Origin of the sequence: Hydrogenophaga sp. PAMC20947, assembly GCF_004795855.1 — a bacterium.
In the GTDB taxonomy this organism is placed as follows: Bacteria; Pseudomonadota; Gammaproteobacteria; order Burkholderiales; family Burkholderiaceae_C; genus Hydrogenophaga.
The window spans coordinates 4357371-4381360 of sequence record NZ_CP039252.1; the positions used below are offsets into that span (position 1 = coordinate 4357371).

Here is a 23990-nt window from a genome sequence, read left to right on the forward strand (position 1 = left end):
CCATTGTGGCCGAAACGGTCGCGCTAGATCGGCATTGCCGTACAAAACCATCTCGCTTTGGCGTCTGCATTCACAGATGCAGACCTTGGAGCCGCGGCACAAGTGCCTGACTGGCTCGGCGCGCGTTCAGCGTGGATCGGGGCCGTCCACAGGCCCGATCCACGACTGCAAGTCTTTATGACAAGCGCGCGCTGCGTCGCAAACGCCAGGCCTGAATCTCGCCGACCATGCCTTTGCGGAAAGCCATGACGCACAACACAAAAATTGCGCCGATGATGACGGTCACCCAAGCACCGACTTTGTCAGCCAGCACGTTTTGCAAGGCAATCACGGTCCCCGCACCGAGCACCGGTCCGAAGAAGGTGCCGACACCACCGAGCAGGCTCATGAGAATGACTTCACCGGACATGGACCAATGCACATCGGTGAGCGTGGCAAACCCCATCACCAGGGTCTTGAGCGAGCCCGCCAGGCCGGCCAGGCTGGCCGACAAGACAAAAGCCAGCAGCTTGTAGCGATCGACCTGGTAACCGAGCGATATCGCTCTGGGTTCGTTTTCCCGAATCATCTTCAGCACCTGGCCAAAAGGCGAGGTCACGATCCGGGTGATGGCCATGAAGCACAGGACAAACACCAGCACGGTGAAGTAGTACATCACGGTGTCGGGCTTGAGGGACAGCAGTCCGAACAGGGCGCCGCGCGGAACACCCTGCAAACCGTCTTCGCCACCGGTGAAGGGGGCTTGCAAGCAGACGAAGTACACCATCTGGGCCAATGCCAGCGTGATCATGGCGAAGTAGATGCCCTGGCGCCGGATCGCTACGGAGCCGATCAGCAGGCCCAGCAGTGCCCCGGTTCCGGTGCCGGCCAGCAGTGCCAGCTCCGGTGTCCAGCCCAGCGCGGTGACCACCCAGCCAGTGACATAGGCGGCAAATCCGAAAAACGCCGCGTGTCCGAAGGACAGCAGACCCGTGAAGCCCAGCAGCAGGTTGAACGCACAGGCAAACAGTGCGAAGCACAGCAGCTTCATCACGAGCACGGGGTAGATGCCCAAAAAGGGCGCGATCAGCAAGAGGGCGAGCAAAACCAGATAGGTGATGCGTGTGACGCGGTTGGCTGACATCATGTTCAGGCTTCCTTTCCAAACAACCCTGCTGGACGCAGGAACAGCACGATGACCATGATGACAAACACCACGACGCTGGACGCCTCAGGATAGAAAACCCGTGTCAGCCCTTCGATCAGACCCAGTCCGAGGCCCGTGAGGATGGAGCCCATGATGGATCCCATGCCGCCGATCACGACAACCGCAAAAACCACGATCACCAGGTTGGATCCCATCAAGGGCGTGACCTGGATGATCGGTGCTGCGAGCACGCCGGCCAGGCCAGCCAGGGCCGCACCAGCGCCGTAGGTGAGCATCACCATGAGCGGCACGTTGACACCGAACGCCTGCAACAGCTTGGCGTTTTCAGTGCCTGCCCGCAGATATGCGCCCAAGCGGGTGCGTTCGATCAGGAACCAGGTCCCCAGGCAGACGGTCAAGGAGACCACCACGACCCATGCCCGGTAGTTGGGCAAGACCATGAAGCCGAGGTTGGTCGCGCCTGAGAGCAGCTCAGGCACCGGGTACGACTGTCCCGACACACCGTACTTCTGGCGCAGGAGACCTTCAAGAATCAGCGAGATGCCGAAGGTGAGCAAAAGTCCGTAGATGGGGTCAAGCCCGTAAAGCCGTTTGAGGAGCAGCCGTTCGATGATGGCGCCGAAGAGCCCCACGATCAGCGGTGCCAGAATCAGCGAAAACCAATAGTTGATGCCCCATTGGTCCAGCAGAATCCAGGCCGCAAAAGCGCCCAGCATGTAGAGGGCGCCATGCGCGAAGTTGACAATGTCCAGCAAGCCAAAAATGACCGCCAGGCCCAGGCTGAGCATGGCGTAAAAAGCGCCGTTGACCAGCCCGAGCATGAGCTGGCCCATGAATGCCTGAATGGGAATACCGAAGATGTCCATGGTGCCCGAATGGTTGCACAGTAAAAGGCGTGGCGGGCCGCAAGGGCCCGCCACGCAACCGATCTCAGCCGTTTATTTCATCATCGAGCACTTCGACTCGGCGGGCGTGGTGAAAGCCTGGTCTCCAGGTACCGTGGCCACCAGCTTGTAGTAGTCCCATGGCTTGGTCGATTCTTTGGCTGACTTCACTTCGAACAGGTACATGTCATGGATCATGCGACCGTCTTTGCGGATGCTGCCCTTGGTGTAGAAGTCGTCAATTTTCATGCTCTTGAGCGTGCTCATGACCTTTTCACCGTTGGTGGTGCCCGCAGTCTGAACGGCCTTGAGGTAGTTCATGGTCGCGGAGTAGTCGGCTGCCTGCAGGCTGGACGGCATGCGCTTGTACTTGTCGAAGAAGCGCTGGGCAAACTTGCGTGAAGCGTCGTCCTGGTTCCAGTACCAGCTGTCTGCCATTTGCAGGCCTTCGGTATTCGCCAGACCCAGGCTGTGCACGTCGTTGATGAACACCAGCAGGCCGGCGATCTTCATCGTCTTGTTGACGCCAAATTCCTTGGCCGCTTTCATCGCGTTGGTGAAGTCACCACCGGCGTTGGCCATGGCGAGGATCTGCGCCTTGGACGATTGCGCCTGGAGCAGGAAAGAGGAGAAGTCGGAGGCGCTCAGCGGGTGCTTCACTGAACCCACCACGGTGCCACCATTGGCTTTCACCACGGTGGACGCATCGGCTTCCAGCGATTGTCCGAAAGCGTAATCGGCGGTGAGGAAATACCAGCTCTTGTTCCCGGCTTTGACCAGCGCACTGCCGGCGACTTTGGCCAAGGCGACCGTGTCGTAGGCGTAGTGCACGGTGAACGGCGAGCAGTCTTCGTTGGTCAGGCGTGCTGAACCGGCGCCGATGGAGATGAAGGGGCGCTTCTTCTCTTTGGCCAATTGGGCCATAGCGAGGTTGGTGCCCGAGCTGGTGCCACCGAGCAGCATGGACATGCCGTCCTGGTCGAACCACTCACGGGCCTTGGAGGCGGCCACGTCGGCCTTGTTCTGGTGGTCGGCGGACAGCACTTCGATGGGGCGGTTGAGCACCTTGCCGCCGAAGTCTTCAGCAGCCCACTTCACCATCTCGGCGCCTGCGGGGCCGTCGATGTCGGCGTACAGGCCCGACATGTCGGTGATGAAGCCGATTTTGACCGGTCCGCTGTCTTGTGCAAATGCGCTGGTGGCGCCGAGGCCGACGGCGAGGGCTGCAACGAGGGTTGTGAGTTTCATGGACTGTCTCCGGTGGGTTGAAAAACGGGGGGCGAAAAAGAAGGGTCTCAGACCCCGAGATACTGCTGCAGCATGGTCATGTTGTCCTTCAGTTCGGCCTGAGCGAACTGCTGAACGATCTGGCCATGCTCCATAACATAGAAACGATCGGCCAGCGGCGCAGCGAAGCGAAAGTTTTGCTCGACCAGCACGATGGTGTAGCCGCGCGCCTTGAGCGCCAGAATCATTTCAGCGAGCTTTTGCACGATCACCGGCGCAAGACCCTCGGAAATTTCATCTAGCAGGAGCAGGCGTGCGCCCGTGCGCAAAATGCGAGCCACTGCCAGCATCTGTTGTTCTCCGCCTGACAAGCGCGTGCCGGGGCTGCTGGCGCGCTCTTTCAAGTTGGGGAACATTTCGTAAATTTCATCCAGGCTCATGCCGCCTGGGCCCACCACGGGCGGCAGCATCAGGTTTTCCTCGGCGCTCAGACTCGCGAAAATGCCGCGCTCTTCCGGGCAGTAACCGACACCCATGTGTGCGATGCGGTGAGGCGGCAGATTGATCGACTCTTCGCCATTGATTTGAATGGATCCCTTGCGCTGGCCCGTCAGGCCCACGATGGCACGCAACGTCGTGGTGCGGCCGGCGCCATTGCGGCCCAGCAACGTGACAACCTCGCCCTCGTGAACCAGCAGATCAACACCATGCAAGATGTGTGACTCGCCATACCAGGCGTGCAGTTGATCGATACGCAACAGCTCTCGGCTCATGCATGGGCTCCTTGCAATTCGGCGTCGGTGTTGCCCATGTAGGCCTCGATCACTTGGGGGTTGGCAGAGACTTCGTCGTAAGGGCCGTCGGCGATGATCGCGCCACGCTGCAAAACAGTGATCCGGTCGGCGATGGACGACACCACGTTCATATTGTGTTCAACCATCAGGATGGTTCGGCCGACAGAGACCTTTTTGATCAGCGCGGTGACGCGGGCCACATCTTCATGTCCCATGCCCTGGGTGGGCTCATCAAGCAGCATGAGCTCGGGCTTCAGTGCCATGGTGGTGGCCAATTCCAGCGCCCGTTTGCGCCCGTAGGGCAAATTCACGGTCAGCTCTTCGGCGAAATCCTGGAGGTCCACCTCGGCCAGCAATTCGTGGGCGCGGTCGTGCAAGTGTTCCAGCGTGGCTTCAGATTTCCAGAAGTGAAACGAAGTACCCAGGTTGCGCTGCAGCGCCGCACGCACGTTCTCCAGCACCGTCATGTGGGGGAACACCGCCGAAATCTGGAACGACCGGACAATGCCGCGTCGTGCGGTCTCGGCGGGTTTTTCGTGCGTGATGTCAATGCCGTTGAAACGGATGGTTCCGGCGCTGGGCGTCAGGAACTTTGTGAGCAGATTGAAGAATGTGGTTTTGCCCGCGCCGTTGGGCCCGATCAGCGCATGGATATGGCCTCGACGCACTTTGAGATCCACGTGATCCACCGCAACGAAACCTTTGAAGGCTTTGGTCAGGCCTTGAGTTTCCAAAATGATACCGTCTGACAATGTGCTCGCTCCTCAGCAATAGAGGGGCTCATCATACGGGTCGAAGCAACGCCGGAGCGAAGGGGATTGTCCTTACGTAGTATTACGTATGAGCTTGTGTGGCAGGGTCGATGATCCGGTCATTTGGGCCGGTGGCTTCATGAGCGAAGTGGGTCGCGCGCGCTTGCGTCCGGCACCGGAGCGGCCCACTCCCCCGAAACAAACGCACAGTTGCCATCGGCCGTTCTTTGGCCTCCACGCTGGCTGCGCTGACGCTTCAGCAATAGGGCGGAGGTGGTGCGCCTCTCAACGGGCATGGGCATAGGATCGCGTCGGTTGGCGTAAAAGACCTCGTGCTCGTTGATCTGGTGGTTCGGGCGTCGCGCATGGGACCTTGCCTCAGGGCAGCGCGGGTTCAACCGCGGTCTAGGCCCGTGGCAGCTCAATGTGAAATGTGGATCCTTGCCCGGGCGCACTTTCCGCCCAGATGCGGCCGTCCATGCGCTCCACCGCCTTGTGCACCATGGCCAGTCCGATGCCCGTGCCGCTGACCTCATCTGGCCGGTGCAGGCGCTGGAAGATCGCAAAGATTCGGTCATGGTATTTCATGTCAAAACCTTGCCCATGGTCTTTCACTGAAATGTGCACCTTGTCGGCCTGGCTGGTGGCTTCGATGGTGATCTCGGGCGGTACGCCTGGGCGCTTGAATTTCAGGGCGTTGTCAATGAGGTTGCGCAGCACCATGGCAAGGCCCTGCGGATGTGCGCGAACCGCCAGATCTTCGGCAACAAGCAGTTGTACGCGGCCACCACTGGCTTCAATGTCGTTGTGCAAGGCATCCACGACTTCGCCTGCGGTGCGCGCCAGCGGCACTGCAGCGAGGAGCGTGTCCATTTGCTCGATGCGCGCATAGGCCAGCAGATCGTTGATCAGGCGCGCCATGTGGTGGGCCGAACGCTGGATGCGCTGCAGGTAGTCGCGCGCTTCATCATCCAGGCGGGCGCCGTGATCCTCCAGCAGCAACGCGGTGAAACCTTCAACGCTCCTGACCGGTGATTTGAGATCGTGCGACACCGAATAGGCGAAGGACTCCAGTTCGCGGTTGGCCTGGCTCAGGCGTTTCACACTCGTGTCGAGCTGCTGTGTGCGTTCCTTGACCCGCATTTCCAGTTCGGTGGTGAGCTGGTGCAGTTGGGCTTCTGAACGCTGGCGGCCCAATACGTTGACCAGCATTTCTGCAAACAGACTCAGCAAGGCCACCTCTTCCGGGGTGTACTCGTGGGTGGCGTGAACCGAGTCGAATCCGACGAAACCCAGCAGCCCGCTGGACGCGCTCATGGGCAACGCGATCAGGCTCCGTATGCCCTGTGGTTCCAGGATCTCGCGCAGAGGGCCTGGGGGCAGACTCTGTACGTCGTCCACGCCGAAAGCTTCCTGTCGCATATGGGCGTCAACCCATTGGGGTATCAAGTCCATGGGCAAGTCTTGGAGCTGGTCGATGGCCGGCTCAATGCCTGAGGCACACCATTCGTGGGTGTTGCTGGCGGTCTGGGACTGCAAGTCGTAGGCAAAGATGTAGGCCCTGTCCGCCTGCACAAACGCACCAATCTCACCCAGGGCCAATCCGATGTCGTGGTCGAGTTCGGCCACGGGCAAGTTGATGAATCGCGTGGCCAGCCGGGCCTGCAACGCCATGAATTGCTGCAGCCGCTCTCGCTGGCGCCTCAGACTCTCGCGCTCGGTGATGTCCCTGGCCACCAGCATGGAGTGGTCGCTGTCGGGCAGGCGAGCAAGGCGGGCGTTGAATCTCCGCAAACCTTGTGGCAACTCCAGTGTGTACTCGAATTCACGCATTTGCCCGGGGGCCACCAAAGCCAATTCCCGGTTGATCAGGGCCGCCACGTCGGGTGGCAGGACTTCGGCGGCGGTGCGGCCCATAAACGCCTCAGGTGGCACATAGAGGATGTCATCGGCGGCGCTGTGGTACGAAACGATGCGGCCTTCCATGTCCATCACGAACAGCATGTCTTGCAGCACGGTGAACACGCTTTCCAGCATGGCGCCCCGTTGCCGGGCATCTGCTTCGGCTTGCTTGAGCGCGGTCAGGTCCAGGCAAGATCCGATGAAGCCGATGGGCATCTGATCCGCGTCAAGCAATGGCCGGCATTGCTCCATGACCCAGCGGTGGCTGCCGTCGCGAAAGCGGAGCCGAAATTCCATGGCAAACGGGCGCTGGTGAATCAGCGTGGTCGCCATGGCTTCTCTGGTGCGCTCGCGATCATCGGGGTGGATGCCGTCGAGCCAGCCATGGCCCAGCTCTTCTTCTTCGTCCCGTCCGGTGAACTCCAGCCATCGGTGGTTCACCCAGTCAACCTGTCCCGACAGGTTGGATGTCCAGTACAGCACGGGCGAAGCGTTGGCGACCGTGTCCAGGCGTTTGAGGATCTGGCGCTGCGTGTCCTCAAGCATCTGCCGGGACGTGATCTCGAAGGCGGTTCCGGCCATATACCGGGCTTGGCCGTCGCTGTCCCAGAAGGCTTGCCCCTGCGTTTCAAACCAGTGGATGTGGCCCTGCGCATCCCTTGTGCGGAAGGTCTCTGCGTAGCGTTCCCCTGTGGCGAGGTGGTTGTTCAGGGCTGTCTTGAGGCGCAGGCCGTCTTCGGGCTCGATGTGCTCGAACAACGCATCGATCTTGCTTTCATGAGGCTCGTTTGTGTAGCCCTGGCGTGCGAGGAAGTGCTGCGTGTACCGCATCTTGTTGGAGGGGATGTCCCAGTCCCAGACGTGGCCAGAGTCCAGCACCAGCTGGAACCGTTTCTCACCCAGCGTCAATGCCCGCAAAGCCCGGTTGAGTCGCCAGCCGCCAAAGCCCATGGCCAATGACAGGAGCAGTACCAGGCCCACCAGGAAAGGCAACTGAGCCCGCCAGGCCGAGAGTGCCGCGGGGATGTCCGCGCCGTAGACGATTACCAGCGAGCTGGCGGCACCGGCGAGGCGGTGGTAGGCCACGCGGCGGTGATGCTGGTCGATCTGGCTCACCAGGTCGAGCACGCCAGACGGCTGTTGCAAGGCTGGCGCCACCCAGTCTGCGGTAACCCGGCGCCCGAGTCGTTCGGGTACGTTGGGTGAGCGCGCCAGCAAAGTCGCCGAACCGTCATCGTTGAGCCAGAACAATGAGACCCGGTCATCTGGCAGTTTTCGATCCCGGTCCAGCCAGTTTTGAAGCGATGCAAACGACAAGTCAACGCCATACCCTGTGACGCGGTGCAGATTGGGCGTGGCTGGCCAGGAAAGCGGAAGCGTTTGCTGGCCCGTCAAGAATTCGACAGAGCCCAGCGACCAGGTCCCTGGCGGGAGGGGTTTCCCACCGTTGTGGTGCTCTGGCTGAAGGCGCTTGGATGGGTTCAGCAGGCCGACCAGTGCCTGTGTGTGTCCTTCGGGGGCCAGGACATGGAGTTCAAACGGCAGCGGGAGCGCGGCGAGCAGCTCCGCGTTGGCTTCGGCTTCGGTGGAGGGCGAAGCTTGAAAAGGCGTGGTGGACGCGCGCTGGAGGCGCTCATCAAATTGTGCGATCGAGGTGCGCGCCACTTTGAGCGTCTGGTCCAGATCCTGCGACAGGCGCAGGGCTTGTCGGCTGGTGTGGGTGCTGGTCGCTTCCAGGGTCAGATGGCGGTCACGCCACAAAAAAGCGGCCGTCGCCACCCACAGCAAGACTACGGTGCCTAGCATCAGGACGACCAGCAGCCAGCGTTGATCGCGGGGGGGCGAAGCATTCCATGGCGCATCGGGTGCACCTTGCGCTGAGCGCAAGCGGTCAGTAGGAGGGGCGGGCATGAAACAAAGTGTGAACCTTGTACCAGTCTAGCAGCCGAGTGCAACAGGCCACCAAGGCGCTATCCCGTCGCCATCACATGTTGCGTCGGTACTGCCCCCCCACCTCGAACAATGCGCCCGTGATCTGACCCAGTGAACAGACCCGCACGGCGTCCATCAGCACGTCAAACACGTTGGCGTTGTGGATCACCGCGTGCTTCAGGCGCTCAAGCATGGCGGGGGCCTCAGCGGCGTGAATTTCGTGGAAAGCTTTCAGACGCTGCAGCTGGCTCTGTTTTTCGTCGTCGGTGGAGCGCGCCAACTCGAGGGTTTCCATGACTTCGTCGCCATGGGGATTCCGGAAAGTGTTGACGCCGACGATGGGGTATTCGCCCGTGTGCTTCAGCATCTCGTAGTGCATGGATTCGTCTTGAATCTTGCCGCGCTGGTAGCCGGTTTCCATCGCGCCCAGCACCCCGCCGCGGTCGGCGATTTTTTCGAACTCGGCCAATACGGCCTCTTCGACCAGTTCGGTCAGGTCGTCGATGATGAACGCGCCCTGGTTGGGATTCTCATTCTTGGCCAGGCCCCACTCGCGGTTGATGATGAGCTGGATTGCCATGGCGCGGCGCACCGACTCCTCGGTAGGCGTGGTGATGGCTTCGTCGAACGCGTTGGTGTGCAGGCTGTTGCAGTTGTCGTAGATGGCGATCAAGGCCTGCAGCGTGGTGCGGATATCGTTGAACTGGATTTCCTGCGCGTGAAGACTTCGGCCACTGGTCTGCACGTGGTATTTCAGTTTCTGGCTGCGCTCGTTGGCGCCGTATTTCTCTTTCATGGCCACCGCCCAGATGCGGCGTGCCACGCGGCCCAGCACGGTGTATTCCGGATCCATGCCGTTGCTGAAGAAGAAGCTCAGGTTGGGGGCGAAGTCATCGATGTGCATGCCTCGCGCGAGGTAGGCTTCCACAAAAGTGAAGCCGTTGCTGAGCGTGAAAGCCAGCTGGCTGATGGGATTGGCGCCTGCTTCGGCGATGTGGTACCCCGAGATAGAGACCGAATAGAAGTTGCGTACATCGTGGTGCACGAAATACTGCGCAATATCGCCCATGACCTTGAGCGAAAACTCGGTGCTGAAGATGCAGGTGTTTTGGCCCTGGTCTTCCTTGAGGATGTCGGCCTGCACCGTGCCGCGCACATTGGCCAGCACCCAGGCTCGGATCTTGGCGGCCTCGGTGTCGGTGGGCTCACGGCCGTTGTCGGTTTTGAATTTTTCGATGTTCTGGTCGATGGCGGTGTTCATGAACATGGCCAGGATGCTGGGTGCTGGCCCGTTGATGGTCATGGAAACCGAGGTGGCCGGAGCGCACAGGTCGAAGCCGCCGTACAACACCTTCATGTCGTCCAGCGTGGCAATGCTCACGCCCGAGTTGCCCACTTTGCCGTAAATATCGGGGCGCGGATCGGGGTCGTTGCCGTAGAGCGTGACCGAATCAAATGCAGTCGACAGGCGCTTGGCCGGCATGCCCTCGCTGAGCAGTTTGAAGCGCTTGTTGGTGCGAAACGCGTCGCCCTCGCCGGCGAACATGCGGGTCGGGTCTTCGCCTTCACGCTTGAAGGCAAAGGTACCCGCCGTGTAGGGATAGCTGCCGGGCACGTTGTCGAGCATCAGCCATTTGAGGATCTCGCCGTGGTCCTCAAATTGCGGCAGCGCCACCTTGCGTATCACGGTGCCTGAAAGCGATTTGGAGGTGAGGGCGGTGCGGATTTCTTTGTCCCGGATCTTCACCACGTATTCTTCGCCCGCGTAGGCCTTTTGCATGTCGGGCCATTGGGCGAGCAGCTTGCGTGCGTCGCCGTCCAGGCGGATCTCGCGCTCTTTGGCCAAATCCATGGCGGCCTCTGACGCTTTGGGGCGGTGGGTTTTGTCCGCGGCCAGCATGCGCGAAGCTTCGGTGAGCTGTTGCACTTCACGGGCCAGGCGGGCCTGGGCGCGGGCCCGACCCTTGTAGCCGCGCACGGTGTCCGTGATCTCGGCCAGGTAGCGGGTGCGGGCTGGGGGGACGATGGGGGTCTGGTTGGTGCTGTGGCGCACGTTGGCCAATGGCAGCTTGCCTTCCGTCAACGGCAAGCCCAGCGCTTGCAGGCGGATCTTGATGGCCTGATACAACGCGGTCACACCGTCGTCGTTGAAGCGGGCGGCCATGGTGCCAAACACCGGCATGGTGTCGGGCATCACGGTGAAGGCTTCGCGGTTGCGCTGCACCTGTTTGGACACGTCTCTCAGCGCATCGGCCGCGCCCTTGCGGTCAAATTTGTTGATCGCCACGAACTCGGCGAAATCGAGCATGTCGATCTTCTCCAGCTGGCTGGCTGCGCCGAACTCGGGCGTCATCACATACATGGGCACACTGACGTGCGGCACGATGGCGGCGTCCCCCTGGCCAATGCCCGAGGTTTCCACCACGATGAGGTCAAATCCGGCCACTTTGCAGGCAGCCAAGACGTCGGGCAAAGCGGCACTGATTTCGCTGCTGGCCTCGCGCGTGGCCAGGCTTCGCATGAAGACACGCTGCCTGTTGTCAGGGCCACCGCCGGCGCCGGGGCTCACCAATTCGGTGGGGACCCAAGGCGATATCGCGTTCATGCGGATGCGGTCACCGAGCAAGGCGCCGCCGCTCTTGCGGCGCGAAGGATCGATGGAAATCACGGCGATGCGCAGCGCGTCGCTCTGGTCGAGGCGGATGCGGCGGATCAGCTCGTCGGTGAGCGAGGACTTGCCGGCCCCACCGGTGCCGGTGATGCCGAGCACTGGCGTCTTGTCGTCAGCGGCCTGAGCGCGCACGGCATCGAGCAAGGCTGGCGCAGCCTTGCCGTTCTCCACGGCGGTGATGAGCTGCGCCAAGGCACGCCACTGCATTTCCGAGTGGCCTTGGATGGCCGCCACATTTTTGGGGGCGTAGCCGGTGATGTCTTGATCACAGCGCATCACCATTTCACCGATCATGCCGGCCAGGCCCATGCGCTGGCCGTCTTCCGGGCTGTAGATGCGGGTGACACCGTAGTCTTGCAGCTCGCGAATTTCGGCTGGCACGATCACGCCACCGCCACCGCCGAACACTTTGATGTGTTCGCCGCCGCGTGCCTTCAAGAGATCGACCATGTACTTGAAGTACTCCACATGGCCGCCCTGGTATGAGCTGATGGCAATGCCCTGGGCGTCTTCCTGCAATGCGGCCGTGACCACTTCGTCCACCGAGCGGTTGTGGCCGAGGTGAATCACTTCTGCGCCCATGCCCTGCAAGATGCGCCGCATGATGTTGATGGCGGCGTCGTGGCCGTCAAACAGGCTGGCTGCGGTGACGAAGCGCACCTTGTTGGTGGGCCGGTAATTGGCCAGGGCTTTGTAGTCGGCAGAAAGCTGGGTCATGGGTTTGTCTCTTGAGTTATCGGTGTGGATTCGATGGCGAATGCGATAGCGGGCCAAAGTGACGCAAAGCCGTTTCGGCTATTCAATGCGCATGCCTTTGAGGGCTGGGTCTTCGGGCGGAAAGCGCAGGTCCATGGCTTTCAGCGTGTCGCGCACGAGGGTGGCAATCATCAGGTTGCGGTGGGTCTTGGAGTCGGCGGGGACCACGGTCCAAGGCGCCCAGGGCGTGCTGGTGGCGTTCAGCAGGTCTTCATACGCTTGCTGGTAGGCCTTCCACTGTTTGCGCACGGCGACATCTCCTTGGCTGAATTTCCAGTGTTTCTCGACGTTGTCGATGCGCTCTTGCAGCCGTTCCCGCTGCTCCTCAAAGCTGATGTGCAGCATGAACTTGAGGACCACGGTGCCAGTCTCCGTCAGCAGGCGCTCAAAATCGTTGAGGTGGGCGTAGCGCTGCGCGGTCTGCTCGGGGGTGATCCACTCGTTGACCACCGGCACAAGCACGTCTTCATAGTGGCTGCGGTTGAAGACCATGATTTCGCCCGCGCCGGGCATGCGCTGGTGGATGCGCCAGAGGTAATCGTGGTCGCGCTCGGTTTCGGTGGGGGCTTTCCAGCCCACCGTGTGCACGCCCAGCGGGCTGGTCTGGCTGAACACGCCGCGCACTGTGCCGTCTTTGCCTGCGGTATCCGTGCCCTGCAGCACGATCAGCAACTTGTGGCGGCCATCGGCGAAAAACAGGTTTTGCAGGCCATCGATTTCGGTCGCCAGTGTCTGCACCAGCGCTTTGTCTTCATCCTTCTTGCCTTGAGACCAGGGCTTCTCGCCGGGTTTGAAGGTGTCCAGCGAAACGCGGTCTTTGGCCTTGCGATCGACACCCGCGCTCACCTCAACCTGCCAGTTGGCCCAAAGACTGCCTTTGGGCGCGCGGACCACTTTTTCCGGGGGGATCAGTGGTGGGGCATCCTTGCGGGCAGCTGGCATGGGGGTCTCCTCAAAGGCGGGCACAGGTTTTTGATTGACGTTTACGTAAACGTCAATTCGGAATCTTACCGCAGCCGACGTTGACTTGCCATGGGGTGGACCCGCATGCGGCACTTCAGCGCCACCGCATGCGGGGGAGGGTGGCATCTGCGTCGGAGGTCGTTGCAGATCTTTGGCGCCACCTTCTAGAATACTTGAAGGGGTATGGTTTACATGCCCTCAGGCCGGGCGGTTTGAGCCCCCTTTGTTACTTTCAGGAACCACCATGTCCACAGTCCATGACCCCGAACGCAAACGAGCCTTGGTGCTTCGCCTCAAACGTGTGGAGGGGCAATTGCGTGGCATCCAGAAACTGATTGAAACGGACACCGATTGTGAAAAAGTGGCCCAGCAATTGGCTGCTGCGCGCAAGGCTCTGGACAAGACCTTCTTTTCCATGATTGGTTGCATGATCGCCCAGGGTGATGTGCCCGCTGACGACGTGGCCGATATGCTCGCCCGTTTTTCCTGAGGGCCTCAAGGCCCGAACCCCGGAGACCGCCATGAACCCGATCCAGTTGTTTGATACCGATTCCAGCACCTACACCTACATCGTCTTTGATCCCGATACCCGGGAAGCGGTCATCATCGACCCGGTCGAAGAGCAGTTGCAAAGGGATCTGGAGGCCGTGCGGGAATACGGGCTCAAGGTGGTCTGGACGGTGGAGACCCATGCCCATGCCGACCACATCACCAGCGCGGGTCAGCTGGCCGAGCTCCTCGGTGCGCGCACCGCCGCCCCTGCGGGCTGCGGCATTGGAACCGCCGGTGTGCAGCTGCAACACGGCGATACGCTGGATTTTGGTGGCGAGGCGCTCGAAGCTTTGCACACGCCTGGCCACACCGCGGGCAGCATGAGCTTCGTCTGGCGGAATCATGTGTTCACGGGCGACACCCTGCTGATCAACGGCTGTGGCCGCACCGACTTTCAGTCGGGCAGCTCGCATGACCTGTATCGCAGCCTCACTGAGGTGTTGTTCGCCTTGCCCGCCAGCACCAGCGTCTGGCCGGGGCACGACTACCAGGGCCGAACCCATTCCAGCATCGGACAGGAAAAGACCAGCAATGCGCGCGTGGCGGGCAAGACCGAGGCCGAATTTGTGGCGCTGATGGCCGCGCTCAATTTGCCCAAACCCCGTCGAATCGACGAGGCAGTCCCGGCGAACCTGAGTTCGGGCCTGCGCCACGACGCCGACGGCGCCTTGCTCATGCAGCCTCGACCCGTGTCGGCGGGCTATGCGGGCGATGTCTCACCACAGCTGGCCTGGCAATGGGTGCAGGCGGGCGAGGCCGTGATGGTCGATGTGCGCACCGACGCGGAGCGTGAGTGGGTGGGTCATGTGCCTGGCGCTCACGCGGTGGCGTGGAAGCAGTGGCCTGGCATGGCCTTGAATCCCGGGTTTGATGCGGGCGTGCAGGCTGCGGTCGGCGCTGAGCAGAAGCTGGTGCTGTTGTGCCGCAGTGGTGTGCGTTCGATTGCGGCCGCACAGCGGGCGACCCAGCTGGGTCTGGAGGCCTACAACATTCTGGAAGGCTTTGAGGGCGATCCCGATGCGTCGGCCCACCGCGGCGAGCGCGGCGGTTGGCGGTTTCGGGGGCTGCCCTGGCGCCAGAACTGAGGGCAAAACCGGGTTAAACCGGTGTTCAGGCGTGGGATTCTGGCGCCATCCCGGGCCGAAAACGGGCCGCTTATCGGCTTCTTAGCCAGATTCTTGAGCACAAAAGCAAACACGACCTGTCAGCCCTGACAGGTGGCGTGGGGTTTGTTACGCATTTCTTTTTTCAATGGGGTTTTCTATCCACTAAGGAAAACTCCATGGAACTGCTTGAACTGACCCGTGAAAACACCCAAATCAACCCCGCTCTGTCCGCGCATCTGTGTGACCGCATCGAGCGTGATTTCATCAAACGATGGAATGGCCCTTGGGGTGGTCGCTCCCTGGTTCATGGGCGTGATCCGGGCCCCAATTCGGTTCGGCTCAACGGCAACGACTACCTGAACCTGACCGGCCGCCCCGAGATCGTTCAGGCCCAGTCGGAAGCCTTGCGCTCGGACACGGAGTTCGTGATCCAGTCGGGCTCGTTTTTGCTGGAAACCCACCCGGTGCGGGCTTTCGAAAAGAAGATGGCGAACTGGATTGGCAAAGACGATGGGGTGTTGTGCCAGTCGGGCTACGCGGCCAACATGGGCCTGTTGCAGTGCATCGCAGACGCGCAGACCCCGGTTTACATGGACATGCTCGCCCACACCTCGTTGTGGGAGGGCGCGCGGCGCGCCGAGGCGCCGGTCCATCCGTTTCGCCACAACGATGTGGACCATCTGAGGCGCCTGATCGCCAAACACGGTGGCGGGCTGGTGGTTGTGGATTCGGTGTACAGCACCACCGGTGCCATGGCGCCCCTGGTGGATCTTGTGGACGTTGCCGAAGCAGGGGGCTGCATGATTCTGGTGGACGAGTCGCATTCCCTGGGCACCCATGGGCCTGGTGGGGCGGGCTTGTGCGTGGCATTGGGCCTGTCGCACCGCGTGCACTTCGTCACCGCCAGCCTGGCCAAAGCCTTTGCCGGCCGGGCCGGATTCTTCAACATCCCGACCGGGCTGCGCAATTACATCCTGAGCACCAGCCACCACAACATTTTCAGCTCCTGTCTGTTGCCCCATGAGGTCGCAGGCCTGAGTACCACGCTGGATGTGGTTCAGGGCTGTGATGTCGAACGGGAGCGGCTGCACCGCATCAGCCGCCAGATGCGCGAATCGTTCAGCGAACTGGGGTACCCGGTGCACCAGGGCACGGAGCAGATCATCGCGCTGGAGGGGGGGACCGAGCCCGATACGCTGGTGCTGCGCGACCACCTGGAATCGCGCGACGTGTTTGGCGCGGTGTTTTGTGCGCCGGCCACCGCCCGCAACCGCACCATGGTGCGCCTGACGCTGAGCTCGGCCTTGACCGATGCCGAATTGGACCATGTGGCCCATGTGGCCCGGGAGATCGCACCTTTGGTCAAACCCTGGGAGTGGCCGCTGGCCCGGCGCGCGCGCAGCGCCCGGGTGCAGATCCCGGCTCAGGTTCAGGCGTCCTGAATCGAGCGGGAGCCCTGCACTTCCAGAAAGTTGTGATACGGGTAGACGGGTTGCGCCAGATCGCTGTCTTCCAGGGGGAAGACCGCCCCCAACAGCAACCCGTCTTCTCCGACCGGAAACGCCTGGTTGGTGCGGATGGGACCACGAAGGTTCAGGTGTTGGTGCAGCTCCACCGCTGGCAATTGCAGTCCTTTGCCAATATCGCGCATCCGATCGAGGGGGACGCCTGCCGAGCTGGCCAGATCGGTCAGGTCTTCCAGACCGGTGGTGGGCTCCAGTTGCAGCCATTCGCAGCGGCCCTGCGCCGTCAGGCCCAGCATGCCAAACGGTTCGCCAAGCACCACATACTCGATCCAGTTTTTCTGCGTATAGGCTTGCAGATCCCGCACCACGGACGGCACCTGCAGCAAAGACAGCTGGGCCGGTTGCAGCACGGCGCGCCACATGGTGTTGAGCCGTGGATGGGCCGCGTGGGCCAGTTTGGCCAATGCGGCCACCAGGCGGCCCGCGATGTCGGGGATCTGTTTGGCGATGAACTGGTCGATCAGGCCGCCGTTGAACGCCTGGATCGCAATTTGCTCGTCGGCCTGTCCGGTCAGGAGGATGCGCGAGCCCGGCCAGTCAAGCAGGGTGTTGAGCACCTTGAGCCCATCGGTGCCGGGCATCGCAAAGTCGACCACACAGGTCTGGGCGAACCGGTAACGGGCTGTGTTGTTGGCCCAATACCGAAGGATCTGCGGCATCAGTGGCTGGCCCTGGCGCCAGCGCTCGATCATCTGCAGATGCAGTCCGGCGTCGGCCTCCCACCGGGCAGGCTCACCGTGCATGCGTTCGATGAACGTCGACGGGCGTGAATACATCTCGACCTGAAGGTGGGTGGGTACCACCATGCCCAGCATTTCAAGGTAATTGTGGTCATCGTCCAGGAACAGCGTGCAGCCTGAGCGGTGGTAAAGCGGGAGCGTGAGGGCCATGAATGAATTCGATCGCGAAAGGGGTTATGCACCGATTTCGGTGGACTGGTGCAGCGGGAGATCGACGATGAACACCGCACCCTCGTTGGGCTCTGAGTGCACACGGATGTGCCCATTGACGGTATCGACCACGTTCTTGCAAAACGTTAATCCCAGGCCGCTGCCTACCCCTGTTTGCGTCGAGAAAAAGGGTTCAAATATCCGTTGTTGCTGGTCGTGGGAGATGCCCAGACCTTTGTCGGCCACCACCAGGCGGCCTTTGCCATGGTAAAGGCCAACCGTGACTCGCAAATCACCGGGCTCGGAGGCCCGGCTGGAGGCGGCCAGGGAATGCAGGGCATTTTTGAGCAGGTTGATGAGCATTTGGGCGAACAGCGCTCGCGAACCCATGATGCAGAAGTCGTGCAAGACCTGTACTTCCACACAGTCGCGTTCGCGTGAAGAGCGGTAGGGGAATTCTGCAATCACTTCGTGCACCAGTTCGGCCGCCTGGATCAAGGTCTTTTCGCGGGGCAGGCGCAGAAGCTGCGCGTTGGAAATCTGGGTGTCGATCTGGCGGTTCATGCTGCGCACCAGGTTTTGCAGCCGGTTGGCGAGTTCTTCGACCTTCTTGCTTTTGTTTTCCGGCATGTCGTGCTGGGCCTGGTTGCGCAGCACGTCGCCCAGCAGGTCCACTGTGGCCAGGGGCGTGCGCAACTCATGGGCCATGACGCCCATGGTGCTCAGCATGTTGAGCAGGCGAACCCGCCTGAGGTTGGCGCTGGAGAACCCCAGCAACATGCCCGTGCTCCAAGCAAAAAACATCACGACAACATGGTCTCCCGCCAAGGGCGGCGGCGTCAAGGCCACCGACTGGACCAGCAACCAGGCCATCAACGCGCCGGCGACGGTGCCAAGGGAGGCCAGACGCCAGTCGGTGAGATGGTAGTACACCAGGATCATGGCGCTCACACTGGCCAGCCAGACCGGGCTGGTGTCGTTGTTCCAATACATCCAGAAAAACAACACCGGCATCACCAGCCAGCAGATCAGCGAAAAAATCCAGAGGGTCCGGGGCGCCAGGCAGTCTCGGGTGATCGAAGGCAGCAACAACACCAATCCTGAGGCCGCGGCGAGCACGCGCAACACCCCACTTTCGTAGGGCTGGGGCATCAGAAAGCCCCAAATGGCGAAAAAAATCAAATTTCCGGCGAAAATCGCAGCACCTGCCCAACGCAGCCGTGCAGCGGATGGGTGCAAAATCGGGTCTAAGGGGGCCAGGACCACTTCGTCCAACACCCAGCGCTTCAATCTGGCTTTGGCGCTGTGTATCCACAAACGGTCCAACGACAATATGTTCTCCTTGCAACATGGCATTTTCCGGTCCTCGAGGATCGTTGATGCCCACCTCTCTATTGTCGGCGCATGGCGGCCGGACTTTTCATGACCTTACCTGTCAACTTTGACAGCGTGGGGGTGGACGCCATCCTCGCGGACTGGCTGTGCGCTTTGGCCGAGCACGGCGTTGATGCGGTGGCGGTGTTGGGCCCCAATCCGACGGGCGGTCGAGACGATCGCGAAGTGCTCGCGGTTCATCCTCCCAGGCTGCTGGGGCCTGCCCAGGCGCTGGCCGAGAGCCGGGAGTTTGGCGCCAGCTGGCGGGACAGCGACGCGCCCTTGGTGGCCTGGCAAGATATTTCCAAATCGGCCTACATGGAGCATGCCGGTCGCTGGCGCCGGCTCTGGCTCGCGCATGGCCACCAGACGCTGGTGCGCGTGGCCTTTCCCTTGGCGGCCGGCCGCTCGTTTGAATGCTTCATGTTCAGTTCGCGGACGTTTGGCGACCGCTCCGAGGCTGCGGCACTGGCGTGGTCCGCCTTCAACATCTGGCCCATGCTGCGCCGGGCCATTGCCGAGAAACGCCTCAGCTTGAGCCCTCGTGAGCTTGAAAGTCTGAATCTGGCGTTTGAAGGGCTGACGGCGCGGGAAACCGCGGGCCGGATGGACTGCTCTGAGCGAACGGTCAACTACCACCTGGCCAACGCCATGGCGAAACTGAAGACCGACAACAAGCTGGCGGCGGTGCAGCGGGCTTGCTGGATCGGTCTTATCTGATCCGCGGTCGGGGTGTGTTGTCGCTCATGGTGCAGTGTGCCCAAGGGTCCGTGCGCGGCTTCGTCATAATGCGCCCATGACTTTTCTGGCCCTGGACGTTGGGAACACCCGTTTGAAATGGGCGTTGTACGAGGAATCTCGGGTGGGAGCCCGACTTCTGGCGCATGGTGCGCAATTCCTTGAAAACATTGAAACCCTGGCGGAAGGCGACTGGTGTGCCTTGCCAGAGCCTTCTGCTGTACTGGGGTGTGTGGTGGCGGGCGACGCCGTGAAGCGCCGCGTGCAGGAGCAATTGGAGCTGTGGGACGCAGACCCTCGGTGGGTGATCTCCAGCGCCGAAGAGGCCGGCCTGACCAACGGCTATGACCACCCGGCCCGGCTGGGTTCGGACCGTTGGGTGGCCATGATCGGTGCCCGCCAGCGGGTGCTCGCGTCGGGCCCGGCGCGTCCTTGTATCGTGGTGATGGTGGGCACGGCGGTCACGGTCGAAGGCATTGACACACACGGCAGGTTCCTGGGGGGCATCATTTTGCCCGGGCACGGCATCATGTTGCGGGCGCTGGAGTCCGGCACGGCGGGTCTGCATGTGCCCACGGGCGATGTGCGTGACTTCCCAACCAACACCAGCGATGCCCTGACCAGCGGCGGCACGTTTGCCATTGCCGGCGCGGTGCAGCGCATGGTCGATAACCTGCAGCGCCGTTGTGGCCAGACACCTGTGGTTTACATGACCGGCGGCGCAGGCTGGAAAATGGCCCCCAGCATGTCCACCCCCTGTGAGCTGGTCGACAGCCTGATCTTTGACGGCCTGTTGGAAGTTGCAAACCGGCGGTTTTAGGGTCCCCCCGCGCCGCCTGCGGCGTCACCCCCCAGGGGGGCGGCACTGGCCGACTGGCAGAGCCAGATCGGCGGTGCCCTGGGATCGCGCGGCCTGCGGGACGCTCGAAGCGCGCTGCGCACGCGAATCACCCGGCTAACAATGAATGCATGCGGTCGAACGGTCCGAAGGCCGATTGACCCCGGGGCACAGTGGAACCGGCTTTGCCGGGCCGCCAGTGCCGCCCCCTGGGGGGTGACGCCGCAGGCGGCGCGGGGGGGTCAATCTCCCCACGGCAACATCAACGTCACCATGAGCAGGCGCTGGAACTCGGGCTCAAAGGCATCGATGATGCGCTGGGGGTCGGGGCACAGTGTGGTGTCGGCAATGACGCCAAACTGCACGCCGCCGCCATAGCTCAGGATCGAAACCCCCAGGCCCACGGTGCCCGTCTGGGGCACCCAGACCATGGTCTGCTCCAGGGTGGAACCACAGACCTGCAACTTGGTGCCCGGACCGGGTACGTTGGTCATCACGGCGGTGGTCTTGCGGCCAAATATGGCGAGCATGGCGTCTTGGGCCGGTTTGACCAGCAGACCTGCGATCGACAGCAAGCCGAACGTCAGCAAGGGCTGCATGCTGCCTTTGAGTTCGTTCATGCGTGAGCGCACCTCGAACACGCGCTCGATGGGGTTGTCGAGCCCGATGGGCAGCACCAGTGGCACCAGCCCAAAGCGGTTGCCGAGCTTCCAGGCGTCTTCCATCGAGCGCAGATTGATGGGCACCATGGCGCGGATTTCCTGCCCCTGGGTATCGTCCCCCAGATCGCGCAGGTAGGTGCCGATGGCGCCGGCCACGCAACTCAGGAGCACGTCATTGACCGAGCAGTTCAGCGCCTTGCCGATCGCCTTGACCTCGTCCAGCGGGATGGGCTCACACCAGGCCACGCGTTTGGTGGTGCCGGGTGTGCCCTTGAGGCGGGTGGGCGAATCGTCGGGCATCAAGGCCAGGGCGGCCAGATCGCTGGCGAGTTGGGCGCCCGTGCGCGCCAGGTTCATGGCCTGGCCCAGCGTGTCGCTGAAGCCCTGTTGGGGTGAAGCCATGAGCGCAATCGATTTGGCCGCGCCACCACCGGCGGCATCCAGGGCGCGCGCCGTGAGATCCCCAAATGGGCGGATCAGGGTGTCGACCACCCAGTCCTCAGCGGCGCCCGCGGCACTGCGCTGGCGGTGCGAGGGTTTGCGCTGGGGCGGTAGTCCACCACCATCCGCGAGGCTCATCATCACGCTGATCAGCGCAATGCCGTCGGCGATGCAGTGGTGGATGCGGGCGATCAAGGCCGAGCCACCGTCGTAGTCTTCGACGAGTTCGAACTGCCAGCGGGGATGCATGGGGTCCAGGGGCTGCATGGCCAGATGGGCCACACGTTCCTGCAGCGCGGCCTGGGCGCTTTGCCCCGGTTGCTGCTGGAGTGGCAGGCAGGTCACGTGGCGAGCCAGATCAAAGTGAGGATCGTCCACCCAGTGTGCGCCTGCGGCGTCTTCCCGGGCCACCTGTACAAAGCGGCGGTAGGGCGGCAAACGATCGTGTATGCGTTGGCTCAGCGCCGCGTGCTGGATGCCCGGACGCAGAATCCACACGCCCAGGATCATCATGAGGTTGCTGGGCGAGTCCATGCGCAGCCAGGCGGTGTCGACCTTGCTCATGCGCTCACCTTCGAACCCCAGCGCACCCATCAGTCCCTGCCCCATGGGTTTGCCGGGCTGTGCGTCTGGCGCCGGCGCTGCCGTGGGGCTGCGCCGCTGGGTATTGGCTCGGGTGACGCGCTGGACCATGAATTCTCCTGATGGCGGGCCGCGACGCAGGTCAAGGTCGAAGGCTGGTCGGGCCGGCACGGGTTGGGTGTGTCAGTCTATTTTGCCGCCAGTCTTAACCGTAAGATACAGGGCGAGCCCTGATACCGATCCGCCTTTAAAGCAATGCAGCGTTGTCGGCACTTGCCGTGCTAGGGCGCGGCAAGGCCTTTCGCCTTGTTCTTTCTTTGAATGCAAATGGGTATGAGTCCCGGATCTGACCGCAGGTGTGCTGCGTGCGCATGGGTCGTTCCGGACTCTTGCGGCGAACCTTTTCCGATGAATTTGTCTGTTTCACAGGAGCCTTTGCATGTCCGATCTGAAGTCCCAATTTGAAGCCGCTGTGGCCAACTCCAAGAACCTGAGCGAGCGCCCCGACAACGCGACCCTGCTGAAGTTCTATGGCCTGTACAAGCAGGCCACCGCCGGTGACGTCACCGATAAGAAGCCCGGCTTCAGCGACATGGTGGGCCGCGCCAAGTGGGACGCCTGGAATGGCCTCAAAGGCACGGCAACCGATGCGGCCCAGCAGCAGTACATCGACCTGATCGAGTCTTTGCGCTGAGCCGGTCCCTGCCTGAGGCCCGCCTGAAATGCCTCGTTGCGGGGTTTTCAGGCGGGTTTTTTCTTGCGCGCTGCCGGTTTCTTGGCCGCCAGCAAGTCGTCCAGATTTTTGACGATCTCGCTTTCGATGCGGTCCTTGAAGGCGCCGAGCAGAAATCCCAGCTGGGCATTCAATTCAAAGTGATCGCTGCACACGCGCAGACTCCCCTTGACGCCTGAACGGCTGAACTCCACTTCGTCTTCGTCCTCCCCCTCGGCGTAGGCGCAGGCCATGTCAAATTCCGATTCGGCCTGCTCGGCCCATTGCCAGGCGACCTTGCGCGCGCCCTTCAGTCCGAGTTCGTGGTGGCGGTGGATGTGGATGTCGGCCATGATGAGGTGAGGTGTTCTCGATAAAGCTTTAGCGAATGCTACTGCGGGGGTGAAAGGGGGCTGATGGCAGCGCTGCTGGCTGGCGAGACCAGTGCTTGCAACCGGGCGTGGCGCTGTTCTGGTGGCTGTTGAGCCAGGTCGCGAACCGCATCATAGAACCGGACGAAGTCCTGGCCCTCGCGCTGGAACAGGGCTTCAAAAGCGGGCACCAGATCGTCGTAGGCGGCCTGTGCGCCAAAGCTGGCGTTGTTGGCCCTTTTGACCCAGGCGTCGTAGCCGCTGTAGCCTTCCCATCGTTCGCGCAGTGCAGCATAGCGCGCCTGGAACTGGGCCATGGCTTGTGCCTTCGCCGTCTGTTTGCTGGCCTCGCTGGTCAATGCGTCTTTGTAGATGGCCGCCAGCTGGTCGCGTGTCTCGCGTGTCAGGGCGCGAAATTCACGGCGGCGGGCGTCGAACGTTTCGTATCGCTCACGCGCTGCGGGCGTGGATTGCGCGAGCCAGCGCGCACCCCCCAGCCGCTCAACTGCGGTCGCAAACGATTCGTTGAAGGCGGTGTCGCCTGCGGCATAGACCACCTGGTGGGCCAGCTCGTGAAACAGCAGGCGGGCGAGTTCGCCTTCGGGGTAGCCGATGAAGGTGTTGAGCAGCGGGTCGCCGCCCATCCAGTTGGTCCAGCCGAGCGTGGAGTAGGCGGGAACGGGGTAAACCGCCACCTCCAGAGCTGCGGGCAAGGTGCGGGCGAAGGCCTCGGCGTGGGTTTCGTCGAAATAGCCCCGGTAACCCACACAACCCACCACAGGAAAGCACCAGCGCTCCAGCGTGAGCGACAGGTCAGGCGCGGCCACCACGTTGTAGACCGCCGCTTTGCGCTTCAGGTCGGCGTAGCGCTGGTAGCTGGGGCTGTCGGGCAAATGCAGGGTCTGCACACCGAAAGTCCGCATGCGCTGGGTCAGGGCCAGTCGCTCGCGCAGGGTTTCCGGGGTGTGGCTGTCGGCGATCCATTCGCTGACCGGTTTGGCCGCCTGCAGGATCTTCAGGTGGCCAGAAACGGATTGCCAGTAGTAGCCCAGGCCAGTGGTGGTGCCGGCGCAACCAGAGAGCAGTGTGGCAGCGAGGACCACACCGCGTGCACGCCATGGGACCCGCTTTGCCGGGCCGCAGGCGTGGTCCCCCAGGCAGGGGGCGGCA

At 62.1% G+C, this 23990-nt stretch carries 19 protein-coding genes and 1 pseudogene; 7 read left to right on the forward strand and 13 right to left on the reverse strand.

Annotated features, from left to right (window positions below; genetic code table 11):
- Positions 1-175 precede the first annotated feature (175 nt).
- From E5678_RS19875 to E5678_RS19910, 8 genes are all read right to left on the reverse strand, one after another.
- Entirely contained in the window at positions 176-1123 is a 948-nt protein-coding gene (locus E5678_RS19875) for a branched-chain amino acid ABC transporter permease (protein ID WP_136180883.1), read from the reverse strand.
- A gap of 5 nt (positions 1124-1128) precedes the next feature.
- Positions 1129-2013 (reverse strand): branched-chain amino acid ABC transporter permease, encoded by an 885-nt coding sequence (locus E5678_RS19880; RefSeq protein WP_136180131.1) that lies wholly within the window; start codon positions 2011-2013, stop codon positions 1129-1131.
- 72 nt (positions 2014-2085) lie between these two features.
- Positions 2086-3279 carry an ABC transporter substrate-binding protein gene (locus E5678_RS19885; RefSeq protein WP_136180132.1) on the reverse strand — a complete coding sequence of 398 codons (1194 nt, stop codon included), beginning with the start codon at positions 3277-3279 and terminating at the stop codon, positions 2086-2088.
- A 47-nt stretch (positions 3280-3326) separates the two neighbouring features.
- Positions 3327-4031, reverse strand: a complete 705-nt coding sequence (locus E5678_RS19890; protein ID WP_136180133.1) for an ABC transporter ATP-binding protein — start codon at positions 4029-4031, stop codon at positions 3327-3329.
- Positions 4028-4804, reverse strand: coding sequence for an ABC transporter ATP-binding protein (locus E5678_RS19895; RefSeq protein ID WP_136180134.1), 777 nt, complete (start codon positions 4802-4804; stop codon positions 4028-4030). Before E5678_RS19895 ends, E5678_RS19890 begins: the two co-directional genes overlap by 4 nt.
- A gap of 405 nt (positions 4805-5209) precedes the next feature.
- Positions 5210-8617 carry a PAS domain-containing protein gene (locus tag E5678_RS19900; protein ID WP_136180135.1) on the reverse strand — a complete coding sequence of 1136 codons (3408 nt, stop codon included), beginning with the start codon at positions 8615-8617 and terminating at the stop codon, positions 5210-5212.
- A gap of 73 nt (positions 8618-8690) precedes the next feature.
- Positions 8691-12026 carry a fused isobutyryl-CoA mutase/GTPase IcmF gene (gene icmF, locus E5678_RS19905; protein ID WP_136180136.1) on the reverse strand — a complete coding sequence of 1112 codons (3336 nt, stop codon included), beginning with the start codon at positions 12024-12026 and terminating at the stop codon, positions 8691-8693.
- A gap of 78 nt (positions 12027-12104) precedes the next feature.
- A complete protein-coding gene (locus E5678_RS19910) occupies positions 12105-13007 on the reverse strand; it encodes a PPK2 family polyphosphate kinase (RefSeq protein WP_136180137.1) in 903 nt (300 codons plus the stop codon).
- A 265-nt stretch (positions 13008-13272) separates the two neighbouring features.
- Between E5678_RS19910 and E5678_RS19915 the strand changes: the two genes are divergently transcribed.
- The 4 genes and pseudogenes from E5678_RS19915 (at position 13273) to cqsA (ending at position 16128) form a co-directional block, all read left to right on the forward strand.
- Positions 13273-13518: a metal-sensing transcriptional repressor gene (locus tag E5678_RS19915; RefSeq protein WP_136180138.1), complete on the forward strand. Its 246-nt coding sequence runs from the start codon at positions 13273-13275 to the stop codon at positions 13516-13518.
- Positions 13519-13549: 31 nt separating this feature from the next.
- A pseudogene (locus E5678_RS22740) lies at positions 13550-14002 on the forward strand (MBL fold metallo-hydrolase); the annotation flags it as partial.
- A gap of 252 nt (positions 14003-14254) precedes the next feature.
- On the forward strand, positions 14255-14665 hold the full coding sequence (locus E5678_RS22745; protein WP_247597055.1) for a rhodanese-like domain-containing protein: 411 nt from the start codon (positions 14255-14257) through the stop codon (positions 14663-14665).
- 197 nt (positions 14666-14862) lie between these two features.
- A complete protein-coding gene (cqsA, locus tag E5678_RS19925; RefSeq protein ID WP_136180140.1) occupies positions 14863-16128 on the forward strand; it encodes an alpha-hydroxyketone-type quorum-sensing autoinducer synthase in 1266 nt (421 codons plus the stop codon).
- Here cqsA and E5678_RS19930 read toward each other — a convergent pair.
- Complete coding sequence (locus E5678_RS19930; protein WP_136180141.1) at positions 16116-17102, reverse strand: response regulator; 987 nt, start codon at positions 17100-17102, stop codon at positions 16116-16118. The two genes, cqsA and E5678_RS19930, sit on opposite strands and share 13 nt — an antisense overlap.
- A 24-nt stretch (positions 17103-17126) precedes the next feature.
- Positions 17127-18254, reverse strand: coding sequence for a HAMP domain-containing sensor histidine kinase (locus E5678_RS19935; protein ID WP_247596841.1), 1128 nt, complete (start codon positions 18252-18254; stop codon positions 17127-17129).
- A gap of 270 nt (positions 18255-18524) precedes the next feature.
- On the opposite strand from E5678_RS19935, the gene E5678_RS19940 reads away from it, so the two are divergent.
- Both E5678_RS19940 and E5678_RS19945 read left to right on the forward strand, forming a co-directional pair.
- Positions 18525-19196 (forward strand): helix-turn-helix transcriptional regulator, encoded by a 672-nt coding sequence (locus tag E5678_RS19940; RefSeq protein ID WP_136180143.1) that lies wholly within the window; start codon positions 18525-18527, stop codon positions 19194-19196.
- A 76-nt stretch (positions 19197-19272) separates the two neighbouring features.
- Positions 19273-20034, forward strand: a complete 762-nt coding sequence (locus E5678_RS19945) for a type III pantothenate kinase (RefSeq protein ID WP_136180144.1) — start codon at positions 19273-19275, stop codon at positions 20032-20034.
- 260 nt (positions 20035-20294) lie between these two features.
- Here the strand turns inward: E5678_RS19945 and E5678_RS19950 are convergent, their stop codons facing one another.
- Positions 20295-21764 (reverse strand): wax ester/triacylglycerol synthase family O-acyltransferase, encoded by a 1470-nt coding sequence (locus E5678_RS19950; RefSeq protein ID WP_348770382.1) that lies wholly within the window; start codon positions 21762-21764, stop codon positions 20295-20297.
- 412 nt (positions 21765-22176) lie between these two features.
- Between E5678_RS19950 and E5678_RS19955 the strand changes: the two genes are divergently transcribed.
- Entirely contained in the window at positions 22177-22431 is a 255-nt protein-coding gene (locus E5678_RS19955) for an acyl-CoA-binding protein (protein WP_136180145.1), read from the forward strand.
- Positions 22432-22478: 47 nt separating this feature from the next.
- Here E5678_RS19955 and E5678_RS19960 read toward each other — a convergent pair whose 3' ends face one another.
- Positions 22479-22802 (reverse strand): polyhydroxyalkanoic acid system family protein, encoded by a 324-nt coding sequence (locus tag E5678_RS19960; RefSeq protein WP_136180146.1) that lies wholly within the window; start codon positions 22800-22802, stop codon positions 22479-22481.
- Positions 22803-22840: 38 nt separating this feature from the next.
- Complete coding sequence (locus E5678_RS19965; RefSeq protein ID WP_247596842.1) at positions 22841-23923, reverse strand: aminopeptidase; 1083 nt, start codon at positions 23921-23923, stop codon at positions 22841-22843.
- Between the last annotated feature and the right edge of the window lie 67 nt (positions 23924-23990).

Excerpts from the sequence above, each read along its gene's own strand:
- E5678_RS19890 (WP_136180133.1), bottom strand. The coding sequence starts at position 4,031 with ATGAGCCGAGAGCTGTTGCGTATCGATCAACTGCACGCCTGGTATGGC.
- E5678_RS19880 (WP_136180131.1), bottom strand. The coding sequence starts at position 2,013 with ATGGACATCTTCGGTATTCCCATTCAGGCATTCATGGGCCAGCTCATG.
- E5678_RS19910 (WP_136180137.1), bottom strand. The coding sequence starts at position 13,007 with ATGCCAGCTGCCCGCAAGGATGCCCCACCACTGATCCCCCCGGAAAAA.
- E5678_RS19960 (WP_136180146.1), bottom strand. The coding sequence starts at position 22,802 with ATGGCCGACATCCACATCCACCGCCACCACGAACTCGGACTGAAGGGC.
- E5678_RS19930 (WP_136180141.1), bottom strand. The coding sequence starts at position 17,102 with ATGGCCCTCACGCTCCCGCTTTACCACCGCTCAGGCTGCACGCTGTTC.
- E5678_RS19875 (WP_136180883.1), bottom strand. The coding sequence starts at position 1,123 with ATGTCAGCCAACCGCGTCACACGCATCACCTATCTGGTTTTGCTCGCC.
- E5678_RS19900 (WP_136180135.1), bottom strand. The coding sequence starts at position 8,617 with ATGCCCGCCCCTCCTACTGACCGCTTGCGCTCAGCGCAAGGTGCACCC.
- E5678_RS19950 (WP_348770382.1), bottom strand. The coding sequence starts at position 21,764 with ATGGGGCAGGGACTGATGGGTGCGCTGGGGTTCGAAGGTGAGCGCATG.
- E5678_RS19935 (WP_247596841.1), bottom strand. The coding sequence starts at position 18,254 with ATGCCCCAGCCCTACGAAAGTGGGGTGTTGCGCGTGCTCGCCGCGGCC.
- E5678_RS19915 (WP_136180138.1), top strand. The coding sequence starts at position 13,273 with ATGTCCACAGTCCATGACCCCGAACGCAAACGAGCCTTGGTGCTTCGC.
- cqsA (WP_136180140.1), top strand. The coding sequence starts at position 14,863 with ATGGAACTGCTTGAACTGACCCGTGAAAACACCCAAATCAACCCCGCT.
- icmF (WP_136180136.1), bottom strand. The coding sequence starts at position 12,026 with ATGACCCAGCTTTCTGCCGACTACAAAGCCCTGGCCAATTACCGGCCC.
- E5678_RS19955 (WP_136180145.1), top strand. The coding sequence starts at position 22,177 with ATGTCCGATCTGAAGTCCCAATTTGAAGCCGCTGTGGCCAACTCCAAG.
- E5678_RS19885 (WP_136180132.1), bottom strand. The coding sequence starts at position 3,279 with ATGAAACTCACAACCCTCGTTGCAGCCCTCGCCGTCGGCCTCGGCGCC.
- E5678_RS22745 (WP_247597055.1), top strand. The coding sequence starts at position 14,255 with ATGCAGCCTCGACCCGTGTCGGCGGGCTATGCGGGCGATGTCTCACCA.
- E5678_RS19940 (WP_136180143.1), top strand. The coding sequence starts at position 18,525 with ATGACCTTACCTGTCAACTTTGACAGCGTGGGGGTGGACGCCATCCTC.
- E5678_RS19945 (WP_136180144.1), top strand. The coding sequence starts at position 19,273 with ATGACTTTTCTGGCCCTGGACGTTGGGAACACCCGTTTGAAATGGGCG.